Source organism: Luteibacter sp. HAY1-4A, assembly GCF_056755355.1.
This window is the reverse complement of sequence record NZ_JBNDHZ010000034.1, coordinates 1-25,598: the sequence shown is the minus strand read 5'-3', so window position 1 is coordinate 25,598 and position 25,598 is coordinate 1. Positions and strand designations below refer to the sequence as shown.

Genomic DNA, 25,598 nt, shown 5'->3' with positions numbered 1-25,598 from the left:
GACGCATGTTAGCCTGCCTGCCATACCAAACAACGTTGTGCCGCCATGAGCGATCGTTCCGACGCCCCCACCTCCGTCATCCGCCTCGCCGACTACCGGCCCCCGGCCTGGACGGTCGAGCACGTGAACCTGGCGTTCGACCTCGGCATCGACCGCAGCGAGGTGGCGACCACGCTGGACATGGTCCGCCAGGCCGACGAGCCTGTGAGGCTCAACGGCGAAGGGCTTGAACTGCTCGAGCTGTCGGTGGACGGCCGCCGCCTGGGCGAAGGCGAATACATCCTGGCCAATGGCGTTCTCGAGGTAGCGGTGGAGGGCGATCGCTGCACGATCGCCACGCGCGTCGCCATCCGGCCGGCGGAAAATACCGCGCTGGAAGGTCTCTACCTTTCAGGCAGCCGCGACAACGGCTTCCTCCTGACCCAGTGCGAAGCCGAAGGCTTCCGCCACATTACTTATTTCCCTGATCGCCCCGACGTCCTGTCGCGCTACACGGTGACACTCCGCGCCGATCGGCAGCGTTTTCCCGTCTTGCTCGCGGGCGGGAATCCGGACGGCGCCGGCGACCTCGACGGCGGCCGCCACTGGGCCCGCTTCGTCGACCCGCATCCGAAGCCGAGCTACCTTTTCGCCGTGGTGGCCGGGCGGCTGGAGCGCATCAGCCACGATTACACCACCGCGGACGGCCGCGCCGTGGCGCTGCATATCTGGGCCGAGTCCGATGCCATCGGCCGCTGCGGCTACGCCATGGATTCATTGATCCGCTCGATGCAGTGGGACGAGCGCGCATACGGAAGAAATTACGATCTGGACGTGTTCCACGTCGTCGCCACGCACGACTTCAACATGGGCGCGATGGAGAACAAGGGCCTCAACATCTTCAACGCGAAATACCTGCTGGCGGATCCCGATTCGAGCACCGACGACGAATACCGGCACGTGGAAGCGGTGGTGGCGCACGAGTATTTCCACAACTGGAGCGGCAATCGCGTCACCTGCCGCGACTGGTTCCAGCTCAGCCTCAAGGAAGGGCTCACGGTCTTCCGCGAGCAGAGCTTCTCCGCGGACATGAATTCGGCGCCGCTGAAGCGCATCGAAGACGTCGCACTGCTGCGCCGCGCGCAGTTCCCCGAGGACGCCGGCCCGCTGTCGCATCCGGTGCGACCGTCGCAGTACAGCGAGATCAACAACTTCTATACCGCCACGGTCTACGAGAAGGGCTCCGAACTGGTTCGCATGCTGGCCGGTCACCTCGGCCACGACGGTTTCCGCAAGGGCATGGACCTTTACTTCGACCGGCACGACGGACAGGCCGCCACGATCGAGGATTTCCTCGCCGCGCTGGGCGACGCGAACGACACCGACCTGTCGCCTTATCTCGCCTGGTACGGGCAGGCCGGTACGCCGAGGCTCACCGCCGAAGGGCGCTTCGACCCTGCCCAGCGCCGCTACCGGCTTACCTTGCGCCAGCGCACGCCGGCCACCGCGGGTCAGCCCAGCAAACAGCCGCTGCCCATTCCGGTCCGGCTGTCGTTGTTCGACCGCAGCGGCAAGGCCCTTCCGCTTCGCCTGGAAGGTGAAGCGGAGGCCGGCGGCAGCGAACGTACGGTCGTTCTCGATGCCGCGGAACGCAGCTTCGTGTTCGAGGGTGTCGACGATGCGCCGGTGCCCTCACTGCTGCGCGGGTTCTCCGCGCCGGTCATCCTCGAATGCGACTACCTGCCGGGCGAGCTGGCGATCCTGCTCCGTCACGACGCGGACGGCTTCAACCGCTGGGAGGCCGGCCAGCAACTCGCCGGGCTGGCCTACGACGACTGTCGGGATGGCAACCTGGGCGGGTCCGCCTTGCAGGCATGGACCGGCGCCCTGGCGGATATCTTTGCCGATGGCCAGCTCGACGACGCGCTGCTTGCCGAACTGCTGACGCCGCCAGGTGAAATCGAGCTCGTCGAGCGCCAGCCCGAACGCGATCCGGATCGCATCCGCGACGCCCGCCAGGCCATGTTGCGCGACCTTTCCGGGCGAATCGGCGTGGAGGCGCTGCGCGAGCGCTACGAGTCGCTGCGCGCCGCGTCCAGCCAGACGCTCGACGCCGCCAGCCAGGCGCGCCGGCAACTGAAGCGCCGCGTGCTCGACCTCATCGCGCTGGTCGATCCCGATGGCGCCAGGGAGCGAGCCCTCGCCCAATATGAGCAGGCACCGTCGATGACGGACCGCCTGGCGGCCCTCACCACACTCGCCACCTACACCCCATCGGCTGCCGAGGCGCCCATCGCGCATTTCCGCGGGCGCTATGAGGGCAACGCCCTGGCGCTGGACAAGTGGTTCGCCATGCAGGCCCTCCTGCCCGGCGCCGACGCCCTCGCCCGGGTGCAGGCGCTGGAAGACGATCCGGCGTTCACGCTCAAGAATCCGAACCGGGTGCAGTCGCTCCTCGGCAGCTTCGCGCGGGCGAACCCCACCGGGTTCCATCGCGCGGACGGCGCGGCCTATCGCTGGTTGGCGGACCGTCTGGTGGCGATCGACGCGCTCAACCCGCAGGTGGCGGCACGCGTGGCCACGGCGTTCAATGGCTGGAAGCGGCTGGAGCCGGTGCGGCGTGAAGCCGCCCATGCGGTGGTCGCCGGCCTCGCCGCGCGGACGGACCTCTCGCGGGACCTCACCGACATCCTCGCCCGGGTCGCCCTGGGATAACCGTCATTTTTAAAAAACTGACGTACTGCGTCACCAATTGCCGAAACAGAGCACGTTCTTGACGTAAAAGTCACACATGGTTCATTCGGAAAGTGTACTGTTGGCCCCAACGAAGAAAAGCCGCGGCTGAAGCCGCGGCTCTTTGTGCCAGTCACTCGGTTTCTGGCGCCCGGCAGCACGGTCATCCTGGATTCCCCCTGTTCCTGAGACCGCCGGGCGCCAGATCTCATTCTCCGAACCGAATGGGGCATCCCTGCCCGCATCCCGCTTCCTTCTTTCGGCACTCGGCCAAACCCCTGTGTTCGGCCTCGGCGCGCGGATGATCGCGCAGCGTCTGCCCGGAAGAAGTGCACGCATGGGTAAGCACGAGCCATGCCACCGGCCGGTCGCGTAACGGCGTAAAATCGCCTGCCCGGCATCCCAAGCGCATTCATGCCCATGTTGCACAACGAAACCTACGACGTGATCGTGGTCGGTGGCGGTCACGCCGGCACCGAAGCCGCCCTTGCCTCGGCCCGGGCCGGCGCGCGCACGCTGCTGCTCAGCCACAACATCGAGACCATCGGCCAGATGAGCTGCAACCCGGCCATCGGCGGCATCGGCAAGGGGCACCTGGTCAAGGAAATCGACGCCCTCGGCGGCGCCATGGGCGTGGCCGCGGATCGCGCGGGCATCCAGTGGCGCACCCTCAACGCATCGAAGGGGCCCGCCGTCCGCGCCACGCGCTGCCAAGCCGATCGCGCGCTGTACAAGGCCGCCATCCGTTCCATGGTGGAGACCCAGCCGAACCTGGTGCTGTTCCAGCAAGCGGTGGACGACCTCATCCTCGTCGGCGGCCGCGTGGCCGGCGTGCGCACCCAGATGGGCCTGGATTTCCATGCGCCGGCCGTGGTGCTCACGGCGGGCACGTTCCTCGCCGGCAAGATCCACATCGGCCCGGCGCAATACGCCGGCGGCCGCGCGGGCGACCCGCCTGCCTCCACCCTCGCCGCCAGGCTCCGTGAGCTGCCGGTTGCCGCCGACCGCCTGAAGACCGGCACCCCGCCGCGCATCGACAGCCGCAGCATCGATTTTTCGGTGCTGGAGGAACAGCCTGGCGACGATCCGATGCCGCACTTCTCGTTCATGGGATCGGCCGCCGACCATCCGCGCCAGGTGAGCTGCTGGATCACCCACACCACCGAGGCGACGCACGAACTCATCCGCGGCTCGCTCGACCGGTCGCCGCTGTACAGCGGCCAGATCGAAGGGGTCGGCCCGCGCTATTGCCCCTCGATCGAAGACAAGGTCGTCCGTTTCGCCGACAAGACATCGCACCAGATATTCGTGGAGCCGGAAGGCCTCGACACGTTCGAGATCTATCCCAACGGCATCTCCACGTCGCTGCCGTTCGACGTGCAATACGCGCTGGTCCGTTCCATCCCCGGTTTCGAACGCGCACACATCACGCGACCGGGCTACGCCATCGAGTACGACTACTTCGACCCGCGCGGCCTGCAACCGTGGCTGGAGACCAAGGCCATTCCCGGCCTGTACTTCGCCGGACAGATCAACGGCACCACCGGATACGAGGAAGCCGGCGCGCAAGGTCTCATCGCCGGCATGAACGCCGCGCTGGCCGTGCGCGGCGACACGCCGTGGTACCCCGGGCGCGACGAGGCCTACATCGGCGTGCTCATCGACGACCTCACCACGAACGGCACGATCGAGCCCTATCGCATGTTCACCTCGCGCGCGGAATACCGGCTGCACCTGCGCGAGGACAATGCCGATCTTCGCCTGACGCCGCAGGGGTATGCCCGTGGCGTGGTTTCCGAGGCGCGCTTCCGCCGGCTCGAAGCCAAGCGGGATGCCGCGGAGCGCGAGGGTGCCCGCCTGCGTGGCATCTGGGCTGCGCCGAACAACGCGCTCGGCGCGGCCATCGAACGCTCCCTCGGCATCGCCGTGAGCCGGGAGACGCATGCGCTCGACCTGCTGCGCCGCCCCGGAATGGATTACGCGACGCTCACCGCCGTGCCGGAACTCGGGCCGCCGGTGGACGACGCCGAAGTGGCGACCCAGGTCGAGGTGCAGGCGAAATATGCCGGCTACCTCGAGCGCCAGCGCGAGGAGATCGAGCGCCAGCGCCGCCATGAAGCCACCGCCATCCCGGAAAGTTTCGATTACGACCGCGTCCGCGGGTTGTCGGCGGAGGTGCTGCTCAAGTTGAAGCGCTCGCAACCGGCCACGATCGGCCAGGCGTCGCGCATCAGTGGCGTGACGCCCGCGGCGATCTCGCTGCTGCTGGTGCACCTGAAGCGCCGCGCCGCCTGACACCCCATCTGGCATCATCCCGACATCGAGCAAGCGAGCGGAAGGAACACCATGCAGGTCTGGATCGGACGGAACGGCGAGCGCTTCGGCCCCTACGAAGAGAGCGAGGTCCGGCAATGGCTGCGCGACGGTACCTGCCGTCCCGAGGAACTGGGCTGGTACGAAGGCATGACCGACTGGCGTCCGCTGGGCGAGTTGTTCCCGGACGAACGGCCGGCGCCGGGTGCCGTCCCGCCCACACCACCGCCACCGCCGCCGTTCATGGGCGTGACCGAAGCCGCTGAACCGGAATATGCCGGGTTCTGGCTCCGTTTCGGCGCCTGGGTCATCGACTACCTGATCCTCATGGTGCCCTTCACTGCGATCAGCCTCATCATGGGGCTCGGCACGGCGATGGCCACCCTGCTCAGCCACTTCGAAAACGACCAGACGGGTGCCATCACGGCGTACGCTGCCGCCGTGCAGCCGATCACCTTCGTGCTGCTGGTCATCGGCTTCGCCTACTACGTCTTTTTCGAAAGCTCGAAGTGGCAGGCCACGCCAGGCAAGATGGCCGTGGGCATCCGCGTCACCGACGTCGAGGGACGCCGCCTGACCCTCGTGCGAGCTGCCGGACGCAACGCCGTTCGCCTGGTCAACGCCTTCACCGTGCTGATTCCCATGGTGTTCTACGTCACCGCCGCGTTCACCCAGCGCAAGCAGGGGGTGCATGACCTGCTCGCCGGCACGTACGTGCTGACGGGCCGCGCCGGCAGCACGGTGACCACGCCCGCAGCGAACCAACGCCCGGACGCTCGCTTCGACGCCTGACGGCCTGGGGGAGGCCCCACCGTCGCTTGCTATCATCGGCGGCCCGGCCCAGCGGCCGGCCGGCAGAGCAAGCGACAGGAAAACCATGCAGAGCATCGAACAACGTATTGCCCAGGACATCGCCGCCAAGCCCGAACAGGTGCGGGCGGCGGTGGAGCTCCTCGACGGCGGCGCCACCGTGCCGTTCATCGCGCGCTACCGCAAGGAAGTCACGGGGGGCCTCGACGACACCCAGTTGCGCTTGCTTGAAGAGCGTCTGCGCTACCTGCGCGAACTCGAAGATCGCCGCGCCGCGATCCTGGACAGCATCGCCGAACAGGGCAAGATGACCGACGCCCTCCGCGCCGACATCCTCGCCGCGGACACGAAGGCAAGGCTCGAAGACCTCTACCTGCCTTACAAGCCCAAGCGCCGCACGAAGGCGCAGATCGCGCGCGAAGCCGGCCTGGAACCCCTCGCCTTGAGCCTGCGTGACGATCCCACGCAGAACCCGGACACGGTCGCCGCAGGCTTCGTCGACGCCGAGAAGGGCATCGCCGACACCAAGGCCGCGCTCGACGGCGCCCGCGCCATCCTCATGGAAACGATCTCCGAGGACGCCGCGCTCGTCGGCGAATTGCGCGACTGGCTCTGGGAAAAAGGGCAGATCCGCGCCACCGTCGTGGCGGGCAAGGAAAACGAAGGCGCGAAGTTCCGCGACTACTTCGACCACATGGAGCCCGTCGCGAAGATCCCTTCGCATCGCCTGCTCGCGCTGATGCGCGCACGCAACGAAGGGATCCTGGAGATCGACCTGAACCCCGGCGTCGACGCCGACCAGGGCCATGCCGAGGGCGAGGGCCGCGTGGCGGCACGCGCCGGCATCGTCGACCGCGGCCGCCCCGCCGATGCATGGCTGCGCGAAACCGTACGCCTCACCTGGCGCGTGAAACTGCACCTGCACCTCACGCTCGACCTCTTCGGCCGTGTGCGCGAGGGTGCCGAGGATGAAGCCATCCGCGTCTTCGGCGAGAACCTGAAAGACCTCCTGCTCGCCGCTCCAGCCGGCCCGAAGACCGTCATGGGCCTCGACCCCGGCATCCGCACCGGCTGCAAGATCGCCATCGTGGATGCGACGGGCAAGTTCCTCGCCCACGACACCATCTACCCGCACGAACCACGCAACCAGTGGGACCAGTCCATCGCGCGCATCGCCCAGCTGTCCAAGCAGCACGGGGTGAACCTCGTGGCCATCGGCAACGGTACCGCCTCGCGAGAAACCGACAAGCTCGTGGGCGAGGTCATCCGCAAGCATCCGGAGCTGGCGCTCTCGAAGGTCGTGGTCAGCGAAGCAGGCGCCTCGGTCTATTCGGCGTCGGAACTCGCCGCCAAGGAATTCCCGGAACTCGACGTGTCGATCCGCGGCGCGGTATCCATCGCGCGGCGCCTGCAGGACCCCCTCGCCGAGCTGGTGAAGATCGAACCGAAGGCCATCGGTGTGGGCCAATACCAGCACGACGTGAACCAGGTGAAGCTGGCACGCGCGCTGGACGCCCGCGTCGAGGACTGCGTGAACGCCGTGGGCGTCGACGTGAACACGGCATCCGCGCCCCTGCTCTCGCGCGTGGCCGGGTTGTCGTCCAGCGTGGCGGAGAACGTGGTGAAGCACCGCGACGCGAACGGCCCCTTCCCCAGCCGCAAGGATCTCCTGAAGGTTCCGCGCCTCGGCGACAAGGCTTTCGAGCAGTGCGCGGGATTCCTTCGCATCACCGGCGGCAGCAATCCACTGGACGCCAGCTCGGTGCATCCCGAGGCGTACCCGGTCGTTGAGCGCATCCTCAAGCAGTGCGGCCGCGAAGTGAAACAGGTCATCGGCGACACCGCCTTCCTGCGCGGCCTGAAAGCCGAGGCATTCACCGACGACACCTTCGGCCTGCCGACGGTGCGCGACATCCTCAAGGAACTGGAAAAGCCCGGTCGCGATCCGCGTCCGGAGTTCGTCGCACCCAGCTTCGCGGAGGGCGTCGAGGACCTGAAGGATCTCAAGGTGGGCATGGTGCTGGAAGGCCGCGTCACCAACGTGGCGGCATTCGGCGCCTTCGTGGACATCGGCGTGCACCAGGACGGCCTCGTCCACGTGTCGGCGCTGTCCCATACCTTCGTCAAGGATCCGCGCGACGCCGTCAAGGCGGGGGACATCGTCAAGGTGAAGGTGATGGAGGTCGATCTGCCGCGCAAGCGCATCGCCCTCAGCATGCGCCTCGATGACGTGCCGGGCGAAGCACGCGCCGGACGCCCCGGCGCCCAGCGCGACGACGCGCCCGCGGGCGGTAACCGCCGTGGTGGTAGCCAGGGCGGTCGCGGGCCGCAGCCTCCGAAGGCCGCGCCGGCACCGGCGAACAGCGCCTTCGCCGATGCGCTGTCCCGCGCAATGAAGAAATAACCCATCTCTTCACATGCTGCCGCAGCGCAGCATGCGCCGGCGTATGGCTTCCATTACCGTAACGTTTCTCTAACGCCCCACACGGAGTGTCCACATGCGAATTCGTCATCTTGCCGGTGCCATCGGTGCCGCCCTTCTCTTCAGTGCCGGGGCGCACGCCGATGGGTACCAGCAGGTCGTTTCCTTCGGCGACAGCCTCAGCGATAACGGCAACGTCGCCCTGCTCACCGGTTCCCCGGTGATCACCCGCTTCACTACCAATCCCGGCACGGTCGCTGTCGAGAACATCGCCAAGCATTTCAACCTCACGCTGGCCCCGTCGCTCCAGGGCGGCACGGACTACGCCTTCGGCGGCGCGCGCGCCGCGATCGCTAACCCCGTCCCCGCAACGTCCACGCAGGTCCAGCAGTACCTCACGGCGAACGGCGGCAAGGCCAACCCGAACGCCCTCTACACGATGTGGATCGGCGCCAACGACTTGCTCGCCGCCGTGCAGAACCCCGCGACGGCGCAGGTCACCGTGGCCACCGCCGCGACGAACGAAGTCGGCCAGATCAAGGCGCTGCAAGCTGCCGGCGCGAAGACCATCGTCGTCTTCAACCTGCCCGACGTGGGCAAGACACCGGCTGCCCTGTCGCAGGGCGCCGCTGCCTCGGCGGGTATCACGCAGCTGACGCAGGTCTACAACGGCGTGCTCAGCGCCGGTATCGCCTCGGCCAACCGCGGCATCGTGCCCATCGACACGTATGCGCTGCTGAACGAAGTGATCGCCAGCCCGGGCACGTACGGCTTCACCAACGTCACCGTGCCGGCCTGCACCACCGCCAGCTCGATCACCTGCTCGCCGGCCACGTTGCGCGACCCCAATGCCGCCAGCACCTACCTGTTCGCCGACGGCATCCACCCGACCACCGCCGCGCACGCGCTGCTTGGCCAGTACGCGATCTCGGTGATCACGGCGCCGCAGCAGATCTCGCTGCTCGGCGAAGCGGGCCTGGCGTCCAACGCCGCGCATGTGCGCACGCTGCGCAACCAGATGATGGCCGACAACTTCGGCGCCGACTCCCGCTTCTTCGCAGCGGTCGACTACGGCCAGCAGAAGTTCAAGAACACCGACACCTCGCCCAAGACCGACAGCGACAACGTCAACCTGACCATCGGTGCCGATGCGCGCGTGAGCGATCACGTGTCGATCGGCGTGGCCATGGGCATCGCGCAGTCGAAGGCCGACTTCCAGGGCGGCGGCGGTTACAAGATGCAGGACATCGCCGGTTCGGGTTACGCCTTCTATCACAACGGTGGCGGCTACGTCGGCGGCTTCGCCAGCTTCGGCCAGTTGAGCTTCACCGACATCGACCGTCGCATCGACCTCGGCGCGGCCCGTCGTACCGAAACGGGCAAGACCGACGGCTCACACGTCGGCGGCGGCCTCAGCGGCGGTTGGTGGTTCGGCGGCGAAACGCTGAAGACCGGTCCGTTCGTATCGGTGGAATGGCAGCAGCTGCGCGTGTTCGGCTACACCGAGCGCAGCAACACCAGCACGGCCATGCGCTTCGACAAGCAGATCCGCAACTCGCGCATCGAGACCGCCGGCTGGCGCCTGCAGGGCGCGTGGCAGTCGGGCGACACGATGCTTCGTCCCTTCGCGGAAGTGGCTTACAACCACGACGGCCGTGCGGACGATCGCTACGTCACCGCGGGCCTCACCAACATGGCCGGCCAGTTCACCGTGCAGGGCTTCTCGCCCGACAAGACCTGGATGACCGCCGACCTCGGCGTCACGGCCGACTTCAACCGCAGCTGGAGCGGCTGGGTCAGCTACACCGGCCGCTTCGGCGACGACACGCAGCGGTACAACGGCCTGAACCTGGGTGTGAAGCTGGCGTTCTGAGGCACTAGCACCGGAGAATGAAAAACGCCGGCCCAGGGCCGGCGTTTTTTATTCTGCAAAGTGCAACGGTCTTACTTCTTGCCGCCGCCCTTCGCGTACATGGCCTCGGCCTGCTTCTTCAGGTTGTTGGCGTCGTCGTCGGAAAGCGTATCGACCTTGCCGCCAGCCTCGCTCTGCTTCAGCACCAGCTCGCCGGCATCGTTCCAGCCCGCGCGCTCGGTCGAATTCGGCTTCGCGTCCTTGCTGGACTTCTTCTCCTGGACGATGACCCACGGCTTGCCGTTCTTGTAGGCATAGTTCGTGGAGGTGAAACCCTTGTCGCCGTAGTCGACCAGTTCGATGACGAACTGGACGTCGTTACCCTTCTTGAAGATCTGCCAGCCGCGCGACTCGCCTTCTTTCAGCGCGGTGCCCTGGGTGACCTTCATGCCGCCGATGTTCTTCTTGAGGCTGTTGTAGCCGGCCAGCTCCTTCTCGCCCGGCGTGGCTTCGCCGACGAGCTGGATGGTGACGGCGTTCTTCGCGCCCTTGGTGAGCACCGGCGTCTTCAGCGGCGAGGAATAGTGGCGCTCGCCGTCCTGCAGCGAGACGTCGACGATGTACATGTCGTTCGGATTGACGTCCGACGTGTTGAAGTCGAGCTGGAACGACTGCGGCATGGTGACCGGCGCGATCGTCTTGCTGGCCAGCGGCTGCGAGCCCTCGGCCGACACGTCGACGAGCTTGAGCTCGAGCTTGGCGTCCGGGCTCAGCTGGGCGCCGGCGTCGCGCAGGCTGACAGTGCCAGTCACGGCATTGGCCGGAGCGGCGTTGGCTTTATCGGTGCCCGCCGGGCCCGCGGCCTGCTGGCCATTGGTGTCGGAGCCGCCGCTGCAACCGGCGAGGGCCGCCAATGCGGCCACGGATGCGAGCGACAAGAAAATCCTGCGCATGGTCGAACCTCGTTACGGAACAGAATGGTCGTGGGTCACGGAAGATACGCATGCGCATGGCGCACCGGGCCTCCGGGGGGAACTTGTGAGCATACCGGCAAATGGGCGTTTGGAAAAGTCAAGTGACGAACTAGACAGGAAATGCCTTTTCCAAGCGGGCGGAAAGCTGGCAGTCAGACTTGCCGAAAACGGGCAATCGTTTGATTTTGCGAAACTTTCCCATCGTCCAAAAAAAAGGCGCCACCGAGAGGTGGCGCCCTTGTAGTCCCCGCATCACGCTCCGAGAAGCGTGATACGGGCTTACGACGTCGATGGATCAGAAGTCGTAGGTGACGCCGAAACGAGCGTAGCGCGGCGTGGTCTGGAACAGCGCCGTGCGGTAGTTCGGATCGACGGCATCGCTGCGGCCGGCCTGCGGATACGTCGCCAGACGCTCGCGGTCGTTGAACACGTTGAACACCGTGACGTTGAAGGCAAGCTTCTTGTCAGCCCACAGCGGACGGTACTCGGCGCTCAGGTCGACCAGCAACGTCCACGGATTGTGACCCGCCTTGCCCGGAGGCGAGGGTTCGCCGTAGCAGTAGTGGTAGTACGACTGGTAACCGGTCGGATCCGACTCGTCCGAACCGTAATAGCCGAGGCAGCTCTTCGGCGCGCCCGAGGCGACCGTCGCGTTGCCCGACAGCATCCACTCGTCGGTCAGCTGGTAGGAACCGTAAGCCTTGAGCACGTGGCGGCGGCTATTCGACAGTTCGCCGTTCGAGTACTCCATGAGCGACGGGAGATCCCAGTCCACCGTTGCAGAGACGTCGGTCTGGCCGATGTCCGAACGAACCTGGCCTTCCGAGTTGCCGTAGCTCTTCGAATACAGGTAGTCGACCTTGCCGTACCACTTACCGTCGAACGGATGCTCGAGGTACATCTCGAGGCCGTAGTAGTTGCGCTTGAGGTGCGGGAAGCCGAAATCGGCGTTGCTCACGTGAGCGGTGTAGTAGCCGCCGTTGAGGTTCGGCACCAGGAAGTCCGAAGCGCGACCCGGGTTGAACAGGTAGCTGCCCGCCACCGGACCGATCGTCGCCGGATCCACGCCCTGGCGAATGAGCGCGTTCGTAATCGTGTCGGCATCGCCGACGTCGTCGATCGCGTTCTTCAGCTTGCGCACGGTCGCCTTCGCACCGTAGACCCACTTGTCACCCAGCGTCTTGTCGAAGCCGAGAATGAACTCGTCCTGGTATTCCGACTTCAGGCCACGCGAAGCGGCGGTCACCGGGTCGCGGGTAACGCCGTATTCGCGGTTCGAGGAGATCGGCCCACCGGTGGCGGTTTCGATCGGCGTCAGGCCGGTCGGAATGCCCTGCCCGTCGATACCCGTGTAGGTGAAGTATTCACGCGTGTACAGGGAGTTGCCGGCCGAACGCAGCGCGACCGAAGCCGGCAGCGCGAGGTAGTAACGACCCGCGTTGGCGTAGATCTTCAGGCTCGAGTCGCCATTCACGTCCCACGTCGCACCCAGGCGCGGAGCCCACTGCGGCTTGGTGAGGGTGAGGTACGGCTGGCTGTCGCCGTTGTAGTTGGTGAACTGGTCGTTACGCAGGCCGACCTTCACCAGCCAGCGATCGTTGACCTGCCAGGAGTCCTCGAGGTACTGCGCGCGCTGCTTCACGCGAACCGACGCGCGAGCCACGTAGACGTAGCGATCGACGTAGTAGCCCTGGGCGTCCGGCGGACCGACGTAGGTGCTGCCACCGGGCGCACCGGCAATCGGCTCACCCGCGGTGGCGGTGTTGTATTCCCATGCGTAACCCGGGCCCGAGGTGCCGAGGCCGTCGTTCTGGTCGCGCACGTCCTGGTTATCGATACCACCGGTGATCGTGTGGTCGCCGATGTGGTAGCTCAGGTCGACGCGCAGATTGCGGTTGGTCGACTTGTGCTGCGGGTCGTAGACGCGGGTCGACGGGTTCTCGTTGTTGATTCCGTTCGGCGCGCCGCCATTCAGATCCGGGTTCTGCAGATTCGGATTGATGATGTGCGGCGTCAGCGTCTGCGGCACCTGGCTGTAGTACGTGCCGTGCATCTTGCCGTACAGCACCGACAGAGTCAGGTCGTCGGTGATGTAGCTCGTGAACTTGGCCGTGTACAGATCCGCGCCGCTCTTGTTAAGCGGCACGCCGGAGGTGTCCTTGCCGATGCGATCGCCGCGGGTCAGCGTGCCGTAGTCGAACGCATAGACATTGGCGTCATAGTTCGACTTGTTCGAAGCGCCCGTGACTTCCAGGATGTTGCTGTCGTTGATGTTCCAGTCGATCTTGCCGTAGTACTTCGGATTGCGATACTTGCGATCGTAGTACGCACCCGTGTCCGCGGACTTATAGGTGTCCTGGTTCAGGCGCTCCTGTTCGGCGGCAAGGAAGATGTACAGCTTGTCCTTGATCAGCGGACCACCCACGTAGGCCGACTCGACCGTACGCATCTGGGTGTCCTTCCGATTGTAGTTGTACACCTGACCCGCCTTCGTGCCCGGGCCATCGATGATGTACAGGTCGTTGCCCGAGGTCGAGCGCGTACCACGCGGCTCCCACAGGATCTGCGCGCCGAAATGCCACTCGTTCGTGCCGCGCTTACCGACCTGGCTGATCACGCCGCCGGCCGAACGGCCGTAAGCGGCACCGTAACCGCCGGCCAGCACTTCCTGCTGGTCGATCGCGCCGTACGGCAGGGTGATACCGCCGAAGCCGCTGAGCGGATCGGTGGTGTTGAAACCGTTGATGTAGTACGCGTTCTCGGTGACGGAACCGCCGCCGATCGAGACGAGCGCATTACCGGTCGGGCCGGAGAAGTAGCCACTACCCGCAACGGCGCCCGGCGCCAGCAGCGCGATGGCTTCGGCGGTGCGAGCCAGCGGCAGCTTGGCCAGCTGCTCCGAGGTGATGACGGTACGCGAGTCGACGGTCGAGACGTCGACCGGCGGCAGGCTGTTGGCGGTGACGGTCACCGACTCCAGCGACTGGGCGCCGCCGGCAGAGGCGGGGGCCGTGAACGAAACGTCCGAACCCTTGCCGACCGTGAGGCTCACGTTCTTGCGCGAGTCGACGACCGCGCCATTGCGCTTCAGGTCGACCTGGTAGCTGCCGACCGGCAGGTTGTTGAACTGATAGCGGCCCGACGCGTCGACCGGCACTTCGCGGGTGATGCCCGTGGAGCCGCTGATCTGCACCGTATCGCCAGGCTGGGCGTTACCGAAGATGTTACCGGTGGTCGACTGGGCGAGAACGACGCCCGTGCCGCCGAGACCGATCGCGAGGGCCAAGGCCAACGCGGAGTGACGCAGGACGGATGCCTGCCGGATGCTGCGAGAACTCATTGCAAATCTCCCCAGATCAGCCCTAAACCGGGCCTGAAAACGAGCAAAACCGACCGAAGCCGGAAAAAAGTGGCTTACTCGAATGCATTGCGGGGATTGCCTTCGCCCTTTCTCTCTCCCAGAGAGGTGCGTCGCCCCGGTGGCCTGCGTCCGACAAACCATGGACTCGCTGGTCGAATCTTCCGCCAAAGTCCATGGGGAAGGGATCGTCCAGGGTCGTCGACGCCGAATCTAGGCGCACGCGGACGCCCGTGTCAACAAATTATTTACACGGGACCGGCGGATTTTCTTACATTTTGTTCGGCGATCGCCTCTTGCAACCGCCGGATACCTGGAGAATTTCTCTTACGAGTGAAACAGTTCCGCAAAAAAAACGTCCCTGCCGATCAAGGACGGTCTGCGGCGCTTTGTCGTCACGCCGTCAAGGGATGACTGAAGCTATATACGCAACGGATTGCCACCCCCGCAATATTAAAAACTCTTAGTTTTTACCTGTCGGTGCAACAGCTTGCTGCGTGCGCTTGCGCACCGTGCGAGCGAATTTCCCATGGCAACGGGCACTTACCCGGAGACTCAGGCGTGACTTCCGGCCTACGTGGGACTTTTGCCTAGGAAACGTTCCTAGTAGAAATAGTGCTTTCCGCCGCATTTTCCGGCGAGCGGTTAGCCGGCGAAGTCGCCATCGCGAACCGATGAAAGACTTCCGAAGGCAAGTTCCTGTACACCGAAGTGCAGGTTGGTGCGTTGAGCGCTCATCGCCGGGGGGCGGTCATCTGAAAAACGAGGTTGTATTCGCATGAACGAAAACTCACGGGGATCCGTCCTGGCTGATGCCTCCAGCAGAGGCCTGGACACCGGTCGCGCCGAGACCTCGGCGGCAACTTCCTCGTTCGCCAGCCGCGTACGCGCGGTGATCAAGATGTCAGGCAGTGTCAGCGAGATCGCGCGCCGCTGCGGATTCTCCGAAGGCGTGGTGCGCAGTTGGCGCGATGGCAACACCGACCCCTCGCGTGGCCGTTGCGTCACCATGGCCAAGACGCTGGGACTTTCCCTGGTCTGGTTGGCCGCTGGCGAGGGCCCGATGATGCTGGACGGTTCCACCGACGAGGTATCGTCGAGGAACGGACGATCGAGCGAGACGGCGGACGGCCGCGAAACGACAGCCAGGCACAACAATAGCGTGCTGGACCCGAACCGGCTCGCGGCGGCGATGAAGTTGCTCCAGTCCGACATCGAGATGACCGGCAGCCGCTTCTCACCGGTGCGCCACGCGGACCTCGTCGCCGAGATGTACTCGATTCTCGGCCGCTCCGGCGAGGCCGATTACGCGGACCGCATGGTGGCTTTCCGCCGCACCCTGGTGTCGCGGATCCAGGACGACCAGGGCGTGGCAGCCTGAGCCCTGCCGGCGCCTTCGCTCAGGCGAAGGCGCCGGGCTTCAGAGGCGCGAGATATCGGCGATGGCGCCGAAGCTGGCCTTGAGCTGCGCGAGCAGTGCGAGGCGGTTGGCGCGCACCGCGGGGTTCTCGGCGTTGACCAGCACGTCGTCGAAGAAGCGGTCCACCGGCGCCTGCAGCGCCGACAGGCGGGCCAGGGCACCCGTGTAGTCGCCGCGCGCCAACAGTGCGCGCGTGTCCGCGCGTGCGGCATCCAGCGCGGCATGCAGGTCGCGTTCGGCATCCAGTTCGAAATAAGCGGGGTCCACGCGGCCTTCGACGGGCGCGGCACCCGGCTCCTCGGCCTGCTTGCGCAGGATGTTCGCCACACGCTTGTTTGCCGCGGCCAGGCTTGCCGCTTCGTCACGCCGCGCGAACTCGGCCACGGCGCGCAGGCGGCGGTCGAAATCGGGGAGCGTGGCGGGGGCGACGGCGAGGACAGACTCGAACTGATCGGCCGAATAGCCCTGGTCGGCGTAATAGCCGCGCAGGCGCTCGAGGACAAACGCATGTACCTCGTCGCCCAGGTCGCGGCGGCGGGCACCGATGTCGACCACGGGCGCCTTGCCGTCCTTCCCTGGCTTGACGCCGGCGGCCAGGGCCGCTTCCGGCACGAGCTCGAACGCTTCGGTCAGCGCGGCGCGAAGGTCGATGTCCAGGCCGCCCTCGATCAGGGTGCGGGCGAGGCCGAGGGCGGCACGACGCAGCGCGAACGGATCCTTGTTGCCGCTGGGCTTCAGGCCTACGGCGAAAATACCGGCAAGCGTGTCGAGGCGTTCGGCCACGGCCAGCACCCTGCCCACGGCACCGGCGGCGATGTCGTCGCCGCCGAAGCGTGGCTGGTAGAAACTGTCGAGCGCATCGGCCACCTCGGCTGGGATGCCCTGGCGCGTGGCGTAGTAGCGCCCCATCACGCCCTGCAATTCCGGGAACTCGCCGACCATGCGGGTAAGCAGATCGCACTTGGCCAGCGCGGCGGCATGCGTCGCCTGGCCGGCATCGACACCCACGCGATTCGCAATGACGCGTGCCAGTTCGGCCACGCGCACCGTCTTGTCCCACAGGCTGCCCAGCGATTGCTGGTAGGTGACCGCCTTCAGCCCTTCCTGGTAGCTGGCCAGCGGCGTCTTCAGGTCCTCGTCCCAGAAGAACTTCGCATCGGCGAAACGCGGACGGATCACGCGCTCGTAGCCCTTGCGGATCTCCGCCGGGTCGCGGCTTTCGATGTTGGCGACGCCGATGAAGTGCTCGGTGAGCCGGCCTTCGGCGTCGAAGACGGGCACGAACTTCTGGTTCGTCTCCATCGTGGTGACGAGCGCCTCCGGCGGCACGTCGAGGAATTCACGCTCGAACGTGCAGGCGATGGCGACAGGCCACTCGGTGAGGTTGGCGATTTCGTCGAGCAGGCCGTCGGACAGGCGAGGCGTACCGCCCGTGGCCACGCGGGCCACTTCCTCGCGGATGCGCTGCCGCCGCGCCGCCGGATCGGCGATCACGTGCGCGTGACGCAAGGCATCCACCCAGCTGTCGGCGTCGGCGACATGCACGGGCTTGGGATGGTGGAAGCGATGGCCGAGGCTCAGCCGGCCACTCTTCAGGCCGAGCACCTCACCGTCGACGATGTCGGCCCCGTGCAGCATCAGCAGGCTGTGGACGGGACGCACGAAGGTGTCGTCGCGGTCGCCCCAGCGCATGGCCTTCGGGATCGGCAGCGCCTTCAGCGCCTCGGCCACGATCTCCGGCAGCAGCGCGGCCGTGGGCTGGCCGGGCTTCACGGCACGGAACACGAACCACGCGCCCTTGTCGGTCTCGAGCTTTTCGAGCGCCGCCACGTCGACGCCGCAGGACTGTGCGAAGCCGATCAGCGCCTTGGCGGGCTGACCGTCCGCGCCCACGCCCGCCGAGACGGCAGGACCGCGGCGTTCGATGGTCTGCTCCGGCTGGGCTATGGCCACAGCCGGGACATGCACTGCCAGACGCCGCGGCGACGCGTAGGTTTTTGCCGAAGCATAGTCGGCGGATATGCCACGCTTTTCCAAGCCCTCGACGACGCCGCGCGCGAATGCGCCTGCAAGATCGTCGAGCGCCTTCGGCGGCAGCTCTTCCGTGCCCAGTTCGATGAGCAGCGACAGTCGCTTATCGGCCATGGACGGCCTCCTTGTCTTTCTTCAGGCCGGGAAAACCGAGCTTTTCGCGCTGTGCCACGTAGGCTTCGGCCACGCTGCGGGCCAGCGTGCGCACACGCAGGATGTAGCGCTGGCGCTCGGTGACGCTGATGGCGCGGCGCGCATCGAGCAGGTTGAACGCATGGCTGGCCTTGCACACCTGTTCGTAGGCGGGCAGCGGCAGGCCGGCGGCGATCAGCTTGCCCGCCTCGCCCTCGCAGACGTCGAACCAGTGGAACAGTTCCGCCACGTTGGCATGCTCGAAGTTGTAGGTGCTCTGCTCCACCTCGTTCTGGTGGAACACGTCGCCGTAGGTCACCACACCGTGCGGGGCCTGCGTCCAGACGATGTCGTAGATGCTGTCGACGTTCTGCAGGTACATCACCAGGCGCTCCAGGCCATAGGTGATCTCGCCCGTGACGGGCCGGCACTCGAGGCCGCCGGCCTGCTGGAAATAGGTGAACTGGGTGACCTCCATGCCATTCAGCCAGACCTCCCAGCCGAGCCCCCAGGCACCCAGCGTGGGCGACTCCCAGTTGTCTTCGACGAAGCGCAGGTCGTGCACCAGCGGATCGATGCCCAATGCCTTCAGCGAGCCGATGTAGCGCTCGAGGATGTCGTCCGGGTTCGGCTTCAGCACCACCTGGTACTGGTAGTAGTGCTGCAAGCGGTTGGGATTGTCGCCGTAGCGCCCGTCCGTCGGCCGACGGCAGGGCTGCACGTAGGCGGCAGCCCAGGGTTCCGGTCCGAGCGAGCGGAGGAAGGTGGCCGGGTGGAACGTACCCGCGCCGACCTCGGTATCGAGCGGCTGGACCAGCACGCAACCCTGGTCCGCCCAATAGCGGTTCAGGGTCTGGATCACGTCTTGGAAGGTGGGCGCGGACATGGTTCCCGGGTCCTTGAGAAAGCGGGCTAGTATAGCGGCGTGGCATTAACACAGGGTCGCAGCAGATGGCAGTGAATCCGCAACCCGGCGCGCTCCTCGGGCGCCGCGGACGGCTGGAACTCGACGAGGTACTCGCCTCGCTCGTGGTCGACGGCTATCTCACCGGCGACGACGCGAAGCGCGTCCGCATGGGGTCGCGGAGCGGCAAGTCGGCCATCGAGCTGCATCCCCTCGTCCTCGTCGCCAACGCCAAGCTCGACAACCGCCGCGATCCGGGCCGGCCGCTGAGCCTGGAGACGCTGATGGAGTGGCTCGCCGGCAAGGCCGGCCTGCCCTACTTGAAGATCGACCCGATGAAGGTCAACGTGGCCCAGGCGACGCAGGCGGTCAGCAGCGCCTATGCCCAGCGCCACCGCATCCTGCCGGTCGCGGCGTCGCCGATGGAGGTCACCTTCGCCACGGCGGAGCCGTTCGACACGGGCTGGGCGAACGACCTCGCCCACATGCTTCGCCGCGACGTGCGCCGCGTGGTGTCGAACCCGATCGACATCAACCGCTACCTGCTCGAGTTCTACGGCGTGCAGCGCTCCATCCAGCTGGCCCAGGATGCCAAGGGCGGCGAGCCGTCGAAGATCATCAACTTCGAACAGCTCGTCGAACTGGGAAAGGCCGGCGAGGTGGGCGCCGACGATCGGCACGTCGTCCACATCGTCGACTGGCTGCTGCAGTACGCCTTCGAGCAGCGTGCGTCGGACATCCATCTCGAGCCCAGGCGCGACGCGGGACAGATGCGCTTCCGCATCGACGGCGTGATGCAGAAGGTGTTCGAGTTGCCCCCGCCGGTGATGACCGCGGTGACGGCGCGCGTGAAGATCCTCTCGCGCATGGACGTCGCGGAGAAGCGCCGTCCACAGGACGGCCGCATCAAGACGCGCTCGGCCGGTGGGCGCGAGGTGGAGCTTCGCATCTCCACCATGCCCACCGCCTTCGGCGAGAAGGTGGTGATGCGTATCTTCGATCCCGACCTGGTCATGAAGGATTTCGCGCAGCTCGGTTTTTCCGTCGAGGAAGACCGCATCTGGCGCGGCATGGTGGAGCGTCCGCATGGCATCGTGCTGGTCACCGGCCCCACGGGCTCGGGCAAGACCACCACGCTGTATTCCACGCTGAAGCACCTGGCCCGGCCGGAATTGAATGTCTGCACCGTCGAAGACCCGATCGAAATGGTGTCGCCGGACCTCAACCAGATGCAGGTCCAGCCGTCCATCGACCTGGACTTCGCCGCGGGCGTGCGCACGCTGCTGCGCCAGGACCCGGACATCATCATGATCGGCGAAATCCGCGACCTGGAAACGGCGCAGATGGCGGTGCAGGCGTCGCTCACGGGTCATCTCGTGTTGTCCACGCTGCACACCAACGACTCGCCCAGCGCCGTCACGCGTCTGCTGGACCTCGGCGTGCCCCACTACCTCATCCAGTCCACCCTCTCAGGGGTTGTCGCGCAACGTCTGGTGCGCACGCTGTGCCCGCACTGCAAGACGGTTGCCACGCAGAATCCCGACGAGTGGCGCGTGCTCACCCACGGCTGGAACATTCCGTTGCCCGACCAGGTGTACAAGCCCGTGGGTTGCCTCGAATGCCGGAAAACCGGCTTCCTCGGACGCACGGGCGTGTACGAGATGATGCCGATGTCATCGCGGCTTCGCTCGCTCATCTCCGCAGAGCTCGACCTTGGCCGCTTCGGTGGCGAAGCCCTGCGTGAAGGCATGAAACCCTTGCGTATCTCGGCGGCGATGCAGGTTGCCGCCGGCCTTACCACCGTCAGCGAAGTGCTCAACGTACTGCCCCCGACCGACATCGACGAAAGCATCGAACCATGAAGCCCGTTCTCATCGTCCGCACCGGCCGCGCGCCCGAAACCATCAGCGCGCGCCACGGAGACTTCCCCCGCTGGTTCCGCCTCGGCCTGCGCTTGCGCGAGACGCGCATACGCGTGGTCGACGTGCAGCATGGCGACAGCCTGCCGGATCCGGAAGAGTGCGCCGGCGCCGTCATCACCGGCTCCGCGTCCATGGTCACGGAGAAGCTGCCCTGGAGCGAACGCACCGCCGGATGGATTCGCAACGCGATGGACATCGACCTGCCGATGCTGGGTGTCTGCTACGGCCATCAGTTGATGTCGCACGCGCTCGGCGGCCGCGTGGATTACCTGCCCGGTGGGCGGGAGATGGGCACGTTACGCATCGATACGCATGCCGAGGCCGCGAAGGACGCACTGGGCTCGGCCCTGCCCGCGTCGTTCCATGCCCATGCGACCCATGAGCAGAGCGTGCTGGAGCTGCCTCGCGGCGCGGTGTCGCTTGCCCGTTCGGCCCGCGATCCGCACCACCTCGTGCGCTATGGCAAGCATGCGGTGAGCACGCAGTTCCATCCGGAATTTTCCGCCGAAGTCATGCGGGCCTACATCCATCGCAAGCGCGACGATCTCGGCCGGGAAGGCCATTCGCCGGAAGCGCTGCTCGCGGACGTCGTGCCGACGCCGCACGCTGGTATGTTGCTGCGCGGATTCGTTCGCGAACACCTGATGGCGCCGCGCGAACTGTCAGCCGCGTAGGCGTCGCGCGATCGCTCCGCGGGAAAACAGGGCGAACACGATGCCGAACAGGAAGCCGCCGATGTGGGTCCACCACACGACGGCACCGTAGCTCGCCCCGGCATAGCTGAAGAGCAACTGCACGAGTGCCCAGATGCCGATCAGCACGAAGGCGGGCACGCGCACGAATTCGAGGTAAAGGCCGAGCGGGAGCACTAAGCCCAGCTTGGCGCGTGGAAAGAGCGTGACATACGCGCCGACCACGGCCGACACGGCACCGCTGCAGCCGATGATCGCCACCTTCACGCCGGTGAGCGAGATGGCGCCGATCAGGTTCGCCACCACGCCGCCCAGCAGGAAAAGCAGCAGGAAGCGCGGCGAACCGAGGCTCCGTTCGGCCGGCAGGCTGAAGATCACCAGGAAGAGCAGGTTGCTGAGCAGGTGCAGCCAGCCTGCGTGAATGAAGGTGGCTGTGAACAGGCGCAACAACGCCGGGTCGCTCACCTGCTGCCACAACGGCAAGCCGGTGCCGAACAGGTGGGCGGGCACGGTCCCCCAATGCAGCATGATGGACTTGCGTTCTGTGGGACTGGTGAGCGCCAGGGCGACGAAGCACACGACGCACACGATCACCACGAGCATCGTCGCCCAGCACAGCCGGGAACGTCGGCGGGTGTCGACGTGGACGAACACGTTCAGGGTACGCCGCGTGCCAGGTGCGGACCGTCCGCTTCCAGCGACGACAACGCGAACATCGTTTCCGGCCCGACCACGCCGTCGGCGGCAATGCCGAAGCGCTGCTGCAGGGCACGCACACGTGCCTCGACGGAACTGTCGAAGCTCGTCGGCTGGTTGGCTGCAGCGACGCCGGCGGGCGGCAGACGGGCCAGGATCCATCCCAGTCCTTCGCCGCTGTCGCCGCGCGACAACTTGGTGGGCATCGCAGGATCTACCCTGAACACCGCGTAGAAGCGGCCGTTCCACACGTGCTGGAAGGCGTCTCGGGTCAGCTCCACATACTTCCCGCCGAGGTACAGGCGGACGTTCTCGTCGCCTGCGCCCACCAGCAGGACCTGCTGCTTGGCATTCGCATCATCGAGCTCGAGGACGAGCGGCCGGTCGAAACGGCGGAGCTGGTCCAGGGATCCACGCCCACTGACACAGGCGAAGCCGGGAAAGATGGTCGCGTCGCAGTTGATGGCATTGGCGACCGAGGTTTCCTTCGACGCGACCTGCCAGCGGGCCAGGAGTTCGCCCCACACCCTCACCTTGCCGACGTCGGGCTCCGGCAACGCGTCGTGGAACTTGGCCAGCGCCTGCTCGGGACTGACGGTCACCAGGTTCTTTGGCCGGGAGGGGCTGTGGCCGGTAAGGAACCAGGTGATGGCGCCGCCTACGAAGAGAATGCCGATCATGATGCCGATGGCCAGGATCGGACGGCGGAAGCGGCGGAACCAGTAGCGCGCGTGTTGCGGCAGCGCCTCGCGAACCACGAAGCCGAGCGCGCGTTCGCCGATCGACTTTTCACCCCGCTCGGCGGCGCGCTCCAGGGCGCGGTGGGCCAGCGTATTCAGGCGACGCGGATTGCCCTTGCCGTCGTCGCGCAGGCTGCGCAGTCCGAGTCGGCTGAAGGGCATCTGCGTGGTACCCGCCACGTGCAGGCGGTGGCGGACGTAGCGCTCACTCTCCTCCGCGCTGAGCGGTGCCAGGGGTAGCCGGCTGCGGATACGGGCGGCCAGCGAGGGCGCTTCGGTACCGGCAAGACGCTCGCCCAACGACGGTTCGCCGACGAGCACGATGTGGAACGGGGCACCTGCCTTTTCGCACGCGATGAGGAGACGGGCGACGATGGCAAGGTCGGCGTCGGACAGTTCTTCGGCGTCGTCCAGTATCCACAGGAAGCGGTGGCTCACATGGTGGGCCAGCCGGCCCAGACCCGCGGCGAGGCCGTCGACCAGGTGGTCCTCGGTGTTGGCTTCGGCGCTCAGGGGCAAGGGCAGCCCGAATCCGGCATAGAGCGCACGGAGCCACGCCACGGTCTCGAGGGCGTAATCGCCTCCACCCTGCCGCACCGCGCGCACGCCGTGGTTCGGCGCGTCAGCCTCGATGAGCATGCAGAGGAGTGTCTTCCCGAGGCCGCGCTCACCGGTCACCAAGGTGACGCTCGAATGGTCGGCACCGACCTCGTATTCCACGTGCGCCAGGATCTCGCGTTCGCGCGGAAACAGACACGCGAAACGCGGATCCGGTGCGTCGCCAAAGGGCGGTTCGCGAAGTCCGAAAGTCTGTAGATACATGGGCCTACTGTAGCCGATCGGCCGAAGGCGGGGTGTGCCGGATGAGGCTGGACAGCGGGTTTTAGGAGGAGTGACCCCTCCGGTTCGAATCGTTCGATGTGCAAAACCGGACAACTAGCCGGCTTTGCCCGATTGCTTTCATCCAACCGTCACGAAGGAGCGCATCGACTCGAGTCGCCTGCAGCGCTGCTCTGGGCTAGCACGGCCGACATAGAAGACAGAACGAACTCATGGAGGAAAGGCAAATGACACAGATGCGCTACAAGGCCATCGCCGCAGCTCAAACAAACTTCTCGATCAGGAATCACGGTTTCAAGATGCTGACGTTTTACCCGTCCATTTTGTTGAGGATTGGAGTGGGTGAACCTTTTCAATGGATATCGGAGAAAGACACCAGTAGTTCCGGCGGAAATTGCAATATGACTGTCCGTCAAAATGAACACGGGCAAGATTATGGTTACGCCGAGTCTACAGGTCTGGTGATCCGAGGCCCGAACCCGGACCCGGCCTCCTCGGACCCGTTTATCTATTATGTGTTCAGTATAGAGAAACGTGGGAACTTGGCGCATTACGCAACAATTTCCCCAGGCGCTTCGGTCACGACCGGCTACTGGATCTTCGACGACTTTCCGACGTTTATTTATCTTGTTATTGATGCTTCTCCAGAAAATCTTTCTGCAAAAGCCGAAAATACGTTCGAATACGAAATCGATTCAGAAAGTCGACTCATTCAGTGCTTGAGGAAGACAGATCCGCATCTCGCACCAAAGAAGGGAGTTCTGAAGCCCGCACCAACGAAGAAGGAAGGGCAAGTGGTTTTTCCGACACGGAAGCTTTTTCTTTCTTATCCAACGTCAACCTCTATTTCGCTGGAGCTAAGGTCTACAGAATGGGGTCCACTGGAGAGATACAGTGGGCGCCTCAGCATGGCCAGGGCAATCCGTCGCTCGGCAATGGCTACTTCCTCACACCTGATGGAGGGTATCCCGAAGGGCGGACGGAACTGACCATCAAGGACGGCTTTTCGGATGCAACGGCAGTCGTGGCGTTCGATCACAAGGACGGGGAGGTGACCATGACGATCAAATCGTATGAAAGTCGACTCTGCGATATCCGCGATGCTTCGTTCGCAGGGATTGTAGCTAAGCATTGCATCTGCATAGCGTTGTAGCTCCCTGCCTGGCGTGCCCGTACGGGCGCCGGCCTCTGTAGGAGCCGCCATGGCGGCGAGAGCGTCCTGCCGCGTACTCGCAAGATTCCCTCGCCGCCATGGCGGCTCCTACAGGCAAAGAAAAACCCGGCCCATGTCGAGACCGAGCTTTCCGAAAGCACGCAGGGGAGTCCCGCTCTGTGTGGGAGCCGCTTCAGCGGCGATGGGTGCCGGCGGCAAGGTGGCCCGCTGCCGCGGGATCGCCGGCATAGCCGGCTCCCACAGGCAAAGAAAAAACCCGGCCTCTGATGAGACCGGGTTTTAGGATAAAGCCCCTGGCGGTGACCTGTTGCTGTGCGTGCCCGGTGGGCACAACAGCAACGCCACAAAGACGAAGGCCTTCCCCGATAAGGGAAGGCCTTCTTGGATAAAGCCCCTGGCGGTGACCTACTCTTGCATGGCTTGAGCCACACTACCATCGGCGCATGCGCGTTTCACTTCTGAGTTCGGGATGGGATCAGGTGGGACCACGCCGCTATAGCCGCCAGGGAAGGGGTGGGAGCAGCGCTTTAGCGCCGGCTCCACAGAGGGTGTAAACGAGTGACAAGCGTCCGGGGGTAACCGGAAGACAAGTATAAGACGGTGAAG

Annotated in this window: 15 protein-coding genes and 1 rRNA gene; 9 read left to right on the top strand and 7 right to left on the bottom strand. The window is 65.6% G+C overall.

Annotated elements, in window-relative coordinates; translation table 11 throughout:
* The first annotated feature begins 45 nt into the window (after positions 1-45).
* The 5 genes from pepN (at position 46) to ACPYOD_RS12620 (ending at position 10,130) form a co-directional block, all read left to right on the top strand.
* Complete coding sequence (gene pepN, locus ACPYOD_RS12640; protein ID WP_481302080.1) at positions 46-2,694, top strand: aminopeptidase N; 2,649 nt, start codon at positions 46-48, stop codon at positions 2,692-2,694.
* Between the two features lie 438 nt (positions 2,695-3,132).
* Positions 3,133-5,007: a tRNA uridine-5-carboxymethylaminomethyl(34) synthesis enzyme MnmG gene (gene mnmG / locus ACPYOD_RS12635; protein ID WP_481302104.1), complete on the top strand. Its 1,875-nt coding sequence runs from the start codon at positions 3,133-3,135 to the stop codon at positions 5,005-5,007.
* Between the two features lie 51 nt (positions 5,008-5,058).
* Positions 5,059-5,817, top strand: a complete 759-nt coding sequence (locus tag ACPYOD_RS12630; RefSeq protein WP_481302079.1) for an RDD family protein — start codon at positions 5,059-5,061, stop codon at positions 5,815-5,817.
* An 85-nt stretch (positions 5,818-5,902) separates the two neighbouring features.
* A complete protein-coding gene (locus ACPYOD_RS12625; RefSeq protein WP_481302078.1) occupies positions 5,903-8,239 on the top strand; it encodes a Tex family protein in 2,337 nt (778 codons plus the stop codon).
* A 94-nt stretch (positions 8,240-8,333) separates the two neighbouring features.
* Positions 8,334-10,130, top strand: a complete 1,797-nt coding sequence (locus ACPYOD_RS12620; RefSeq protein WP_481302077.1) for an autotransporter outer membrane beta-barrel domain-containing protein — start codon at positions 8,334-8,336, stop codon at positions 10,128-10,130.
* A gap of 71 nt (positions 10,131-10,201) precedes the next feature.
* On the opposite strand, the gene ACPYOD_RS12615 is transcribed toward ACPYOD_RS12620, so the two are convergent.
* Together ACPYOD_RS12615 and ACPYOD_RS12610 are read right to left on the bottom strand one after the other, a co-directional pair.
* Complete coding sequence (locus ACPYOD_RS12615) at positions 10,202-11,062, bottom strand: DUF1481 domain-containing protein (protein ID WP_481302076.1); 861 nt, start codon at positions 11,060-11,062, stop codon at positions 10,202-10,204.
* Between the two features lie 316 nt (positions 11,063-11,378).
* Positions 11,379-14,423 carry a TonB-dependent receptor gene (locus tag ACPYOD_RS12610; protein ID WP_481302075.1) on the bottom strand — a complete coding sequence of 1,015 codons (3,045 nt, stop codon included), beginning with the start codon at positions 14,421-14,423 and terminating at the stop codon, positions 11,379-11,381.
* Between the two features lie 796 nt (positions 14,424-15,219).
* On the opposite strand from ACPYOD_RS12610, the gene ACPYOD_RS12605 reads away from it, so the two are divergent.
* The gene (locus ACPYOD_RS12605) at positions 15,220-15,822 is read left to right on the top strand and encodes a helix-turn-helix domain-containing protein (RefSeq protein WP_481302074.1); all 603 of its coding nucleotides are present in this window, start codon (positions 15,220-15,222) and stop codon (positions 15,820-15,822) included.
* A gap of 39 nt (positions 15,823-15,861) precedes the next feature.
* Here ACPYOD_RS12605 and glyS read toward each other — a convergent pair whose 3' ends face one another.
* Entirely contained in the window at positions 15,862-18,006 is a 2,145-nt protein-coding gene (gene glyS, locus ACPYOD_RS12600) for a glycine--tRNA ligase subunit beta (protein ID WP_481302073.1), read from the bottom strand.
* Positions 17,996-18,910: a glycine--tRNA ligase subunit alpha gene (gene glyQ, locus ACPYOD_RS12595; protein WP_481302072.1), complete on the bottom strand. Its 915-nt coding sequence runs from the start codon at positions 18,908-18,910 to the stop codon at positions 17,996-17,998. Before glyQ ends, glyS begins: the two co-directional genes overlap by 11 nt.
* A gap of 65 nt (positions 18,911-18,975) precedes the next feature.
* Between glyQ and tfpB the strand changes: the two genes are divergently transcribed.
* Both tfpB and ACPYOD_RS12585 read left to right on the top strand, forming a co-directional pair.
* Entirely contained in the window at positions 18,976-20,790 is a 1,815-nt protein-coding gene (gene tfpB, locus ACPYOD_RS12590; RefSeq protein WP_481302071.1) for a type IV pilus assembly ATPase TfpB, read from the top strand.
* Positions 20,787-21,524 (top strand): glutamine amidotransferase, encoded by a 738-nt coding sequence (locus ACPYOD_RS12585; RefSeq protein ID WP_481302070.1) that lies wholly within the window; start codon positions 20,787-20,789, stop codon positions 21,522-21,524. The genes tfpB and ACPYOD_RS12585 overlap by 4 nt, the downstream gene beginning before the upstream one ends.
* On the opposite strand, the gene ACPYOD_RS12580 is transcribed toward ACPYOD_RS12585, so the two are convergent.
* Positions 21,513-22,196, bottom strand: a complete 684-nt coding sequence (locus ACPYOD_RS12580) for a rhomboid family intramembrane serine protease (RefSeq protein ID WP_413624998.1) — start codon at positions 22,194-22,196, stop codon at positions 21,513-21,515. The two genes, ACPYOD_RS12585 and ACPYOD_RS12580, sit on opposite strands and share 12 nt — an antisense overlap.
* Positions 22,197-22,198: 2 nt before the next feature.
* Positions 22,199-23,800, bottom strand: a complete 1,602-nt coding sequence (locus ACPYOD_RS12575; RefSeq protein WP_481302069.1) for an ExeA family protein — start codon at positions 23,798-23,800, stop codon at positions 22,199-22,201.
* Between the two features lie 245 nt (positions 23,801-24,045).
* Between ACPYOD_RS12575 and ACPYOD_RS12570 the strand changes: the two genes are divergently transcribed.
* Complete coding sequence (locus ACPYOD_RS12570; protein ID WP_481302068.1) at positions 24,046-24,807, top strand: hypothetical protein; 762 nt, start codon at positions 24,046-24,048, stop codon at positions 24,805-24,807.
* Positions 24,808-25,384: 577 nt separating this feature from the next.
* Here the strand turns inward: ACPYOD_RS12570 and rrf are convergent.
* Positions 25,385-25,499, bottom strand: a 5S ribosomal RNA gene (rrf, locus tag ACPYOD_RS12565).
* Between the last annotated feature and the right edge of the window lie 99 nt (positions 25,500-25,598).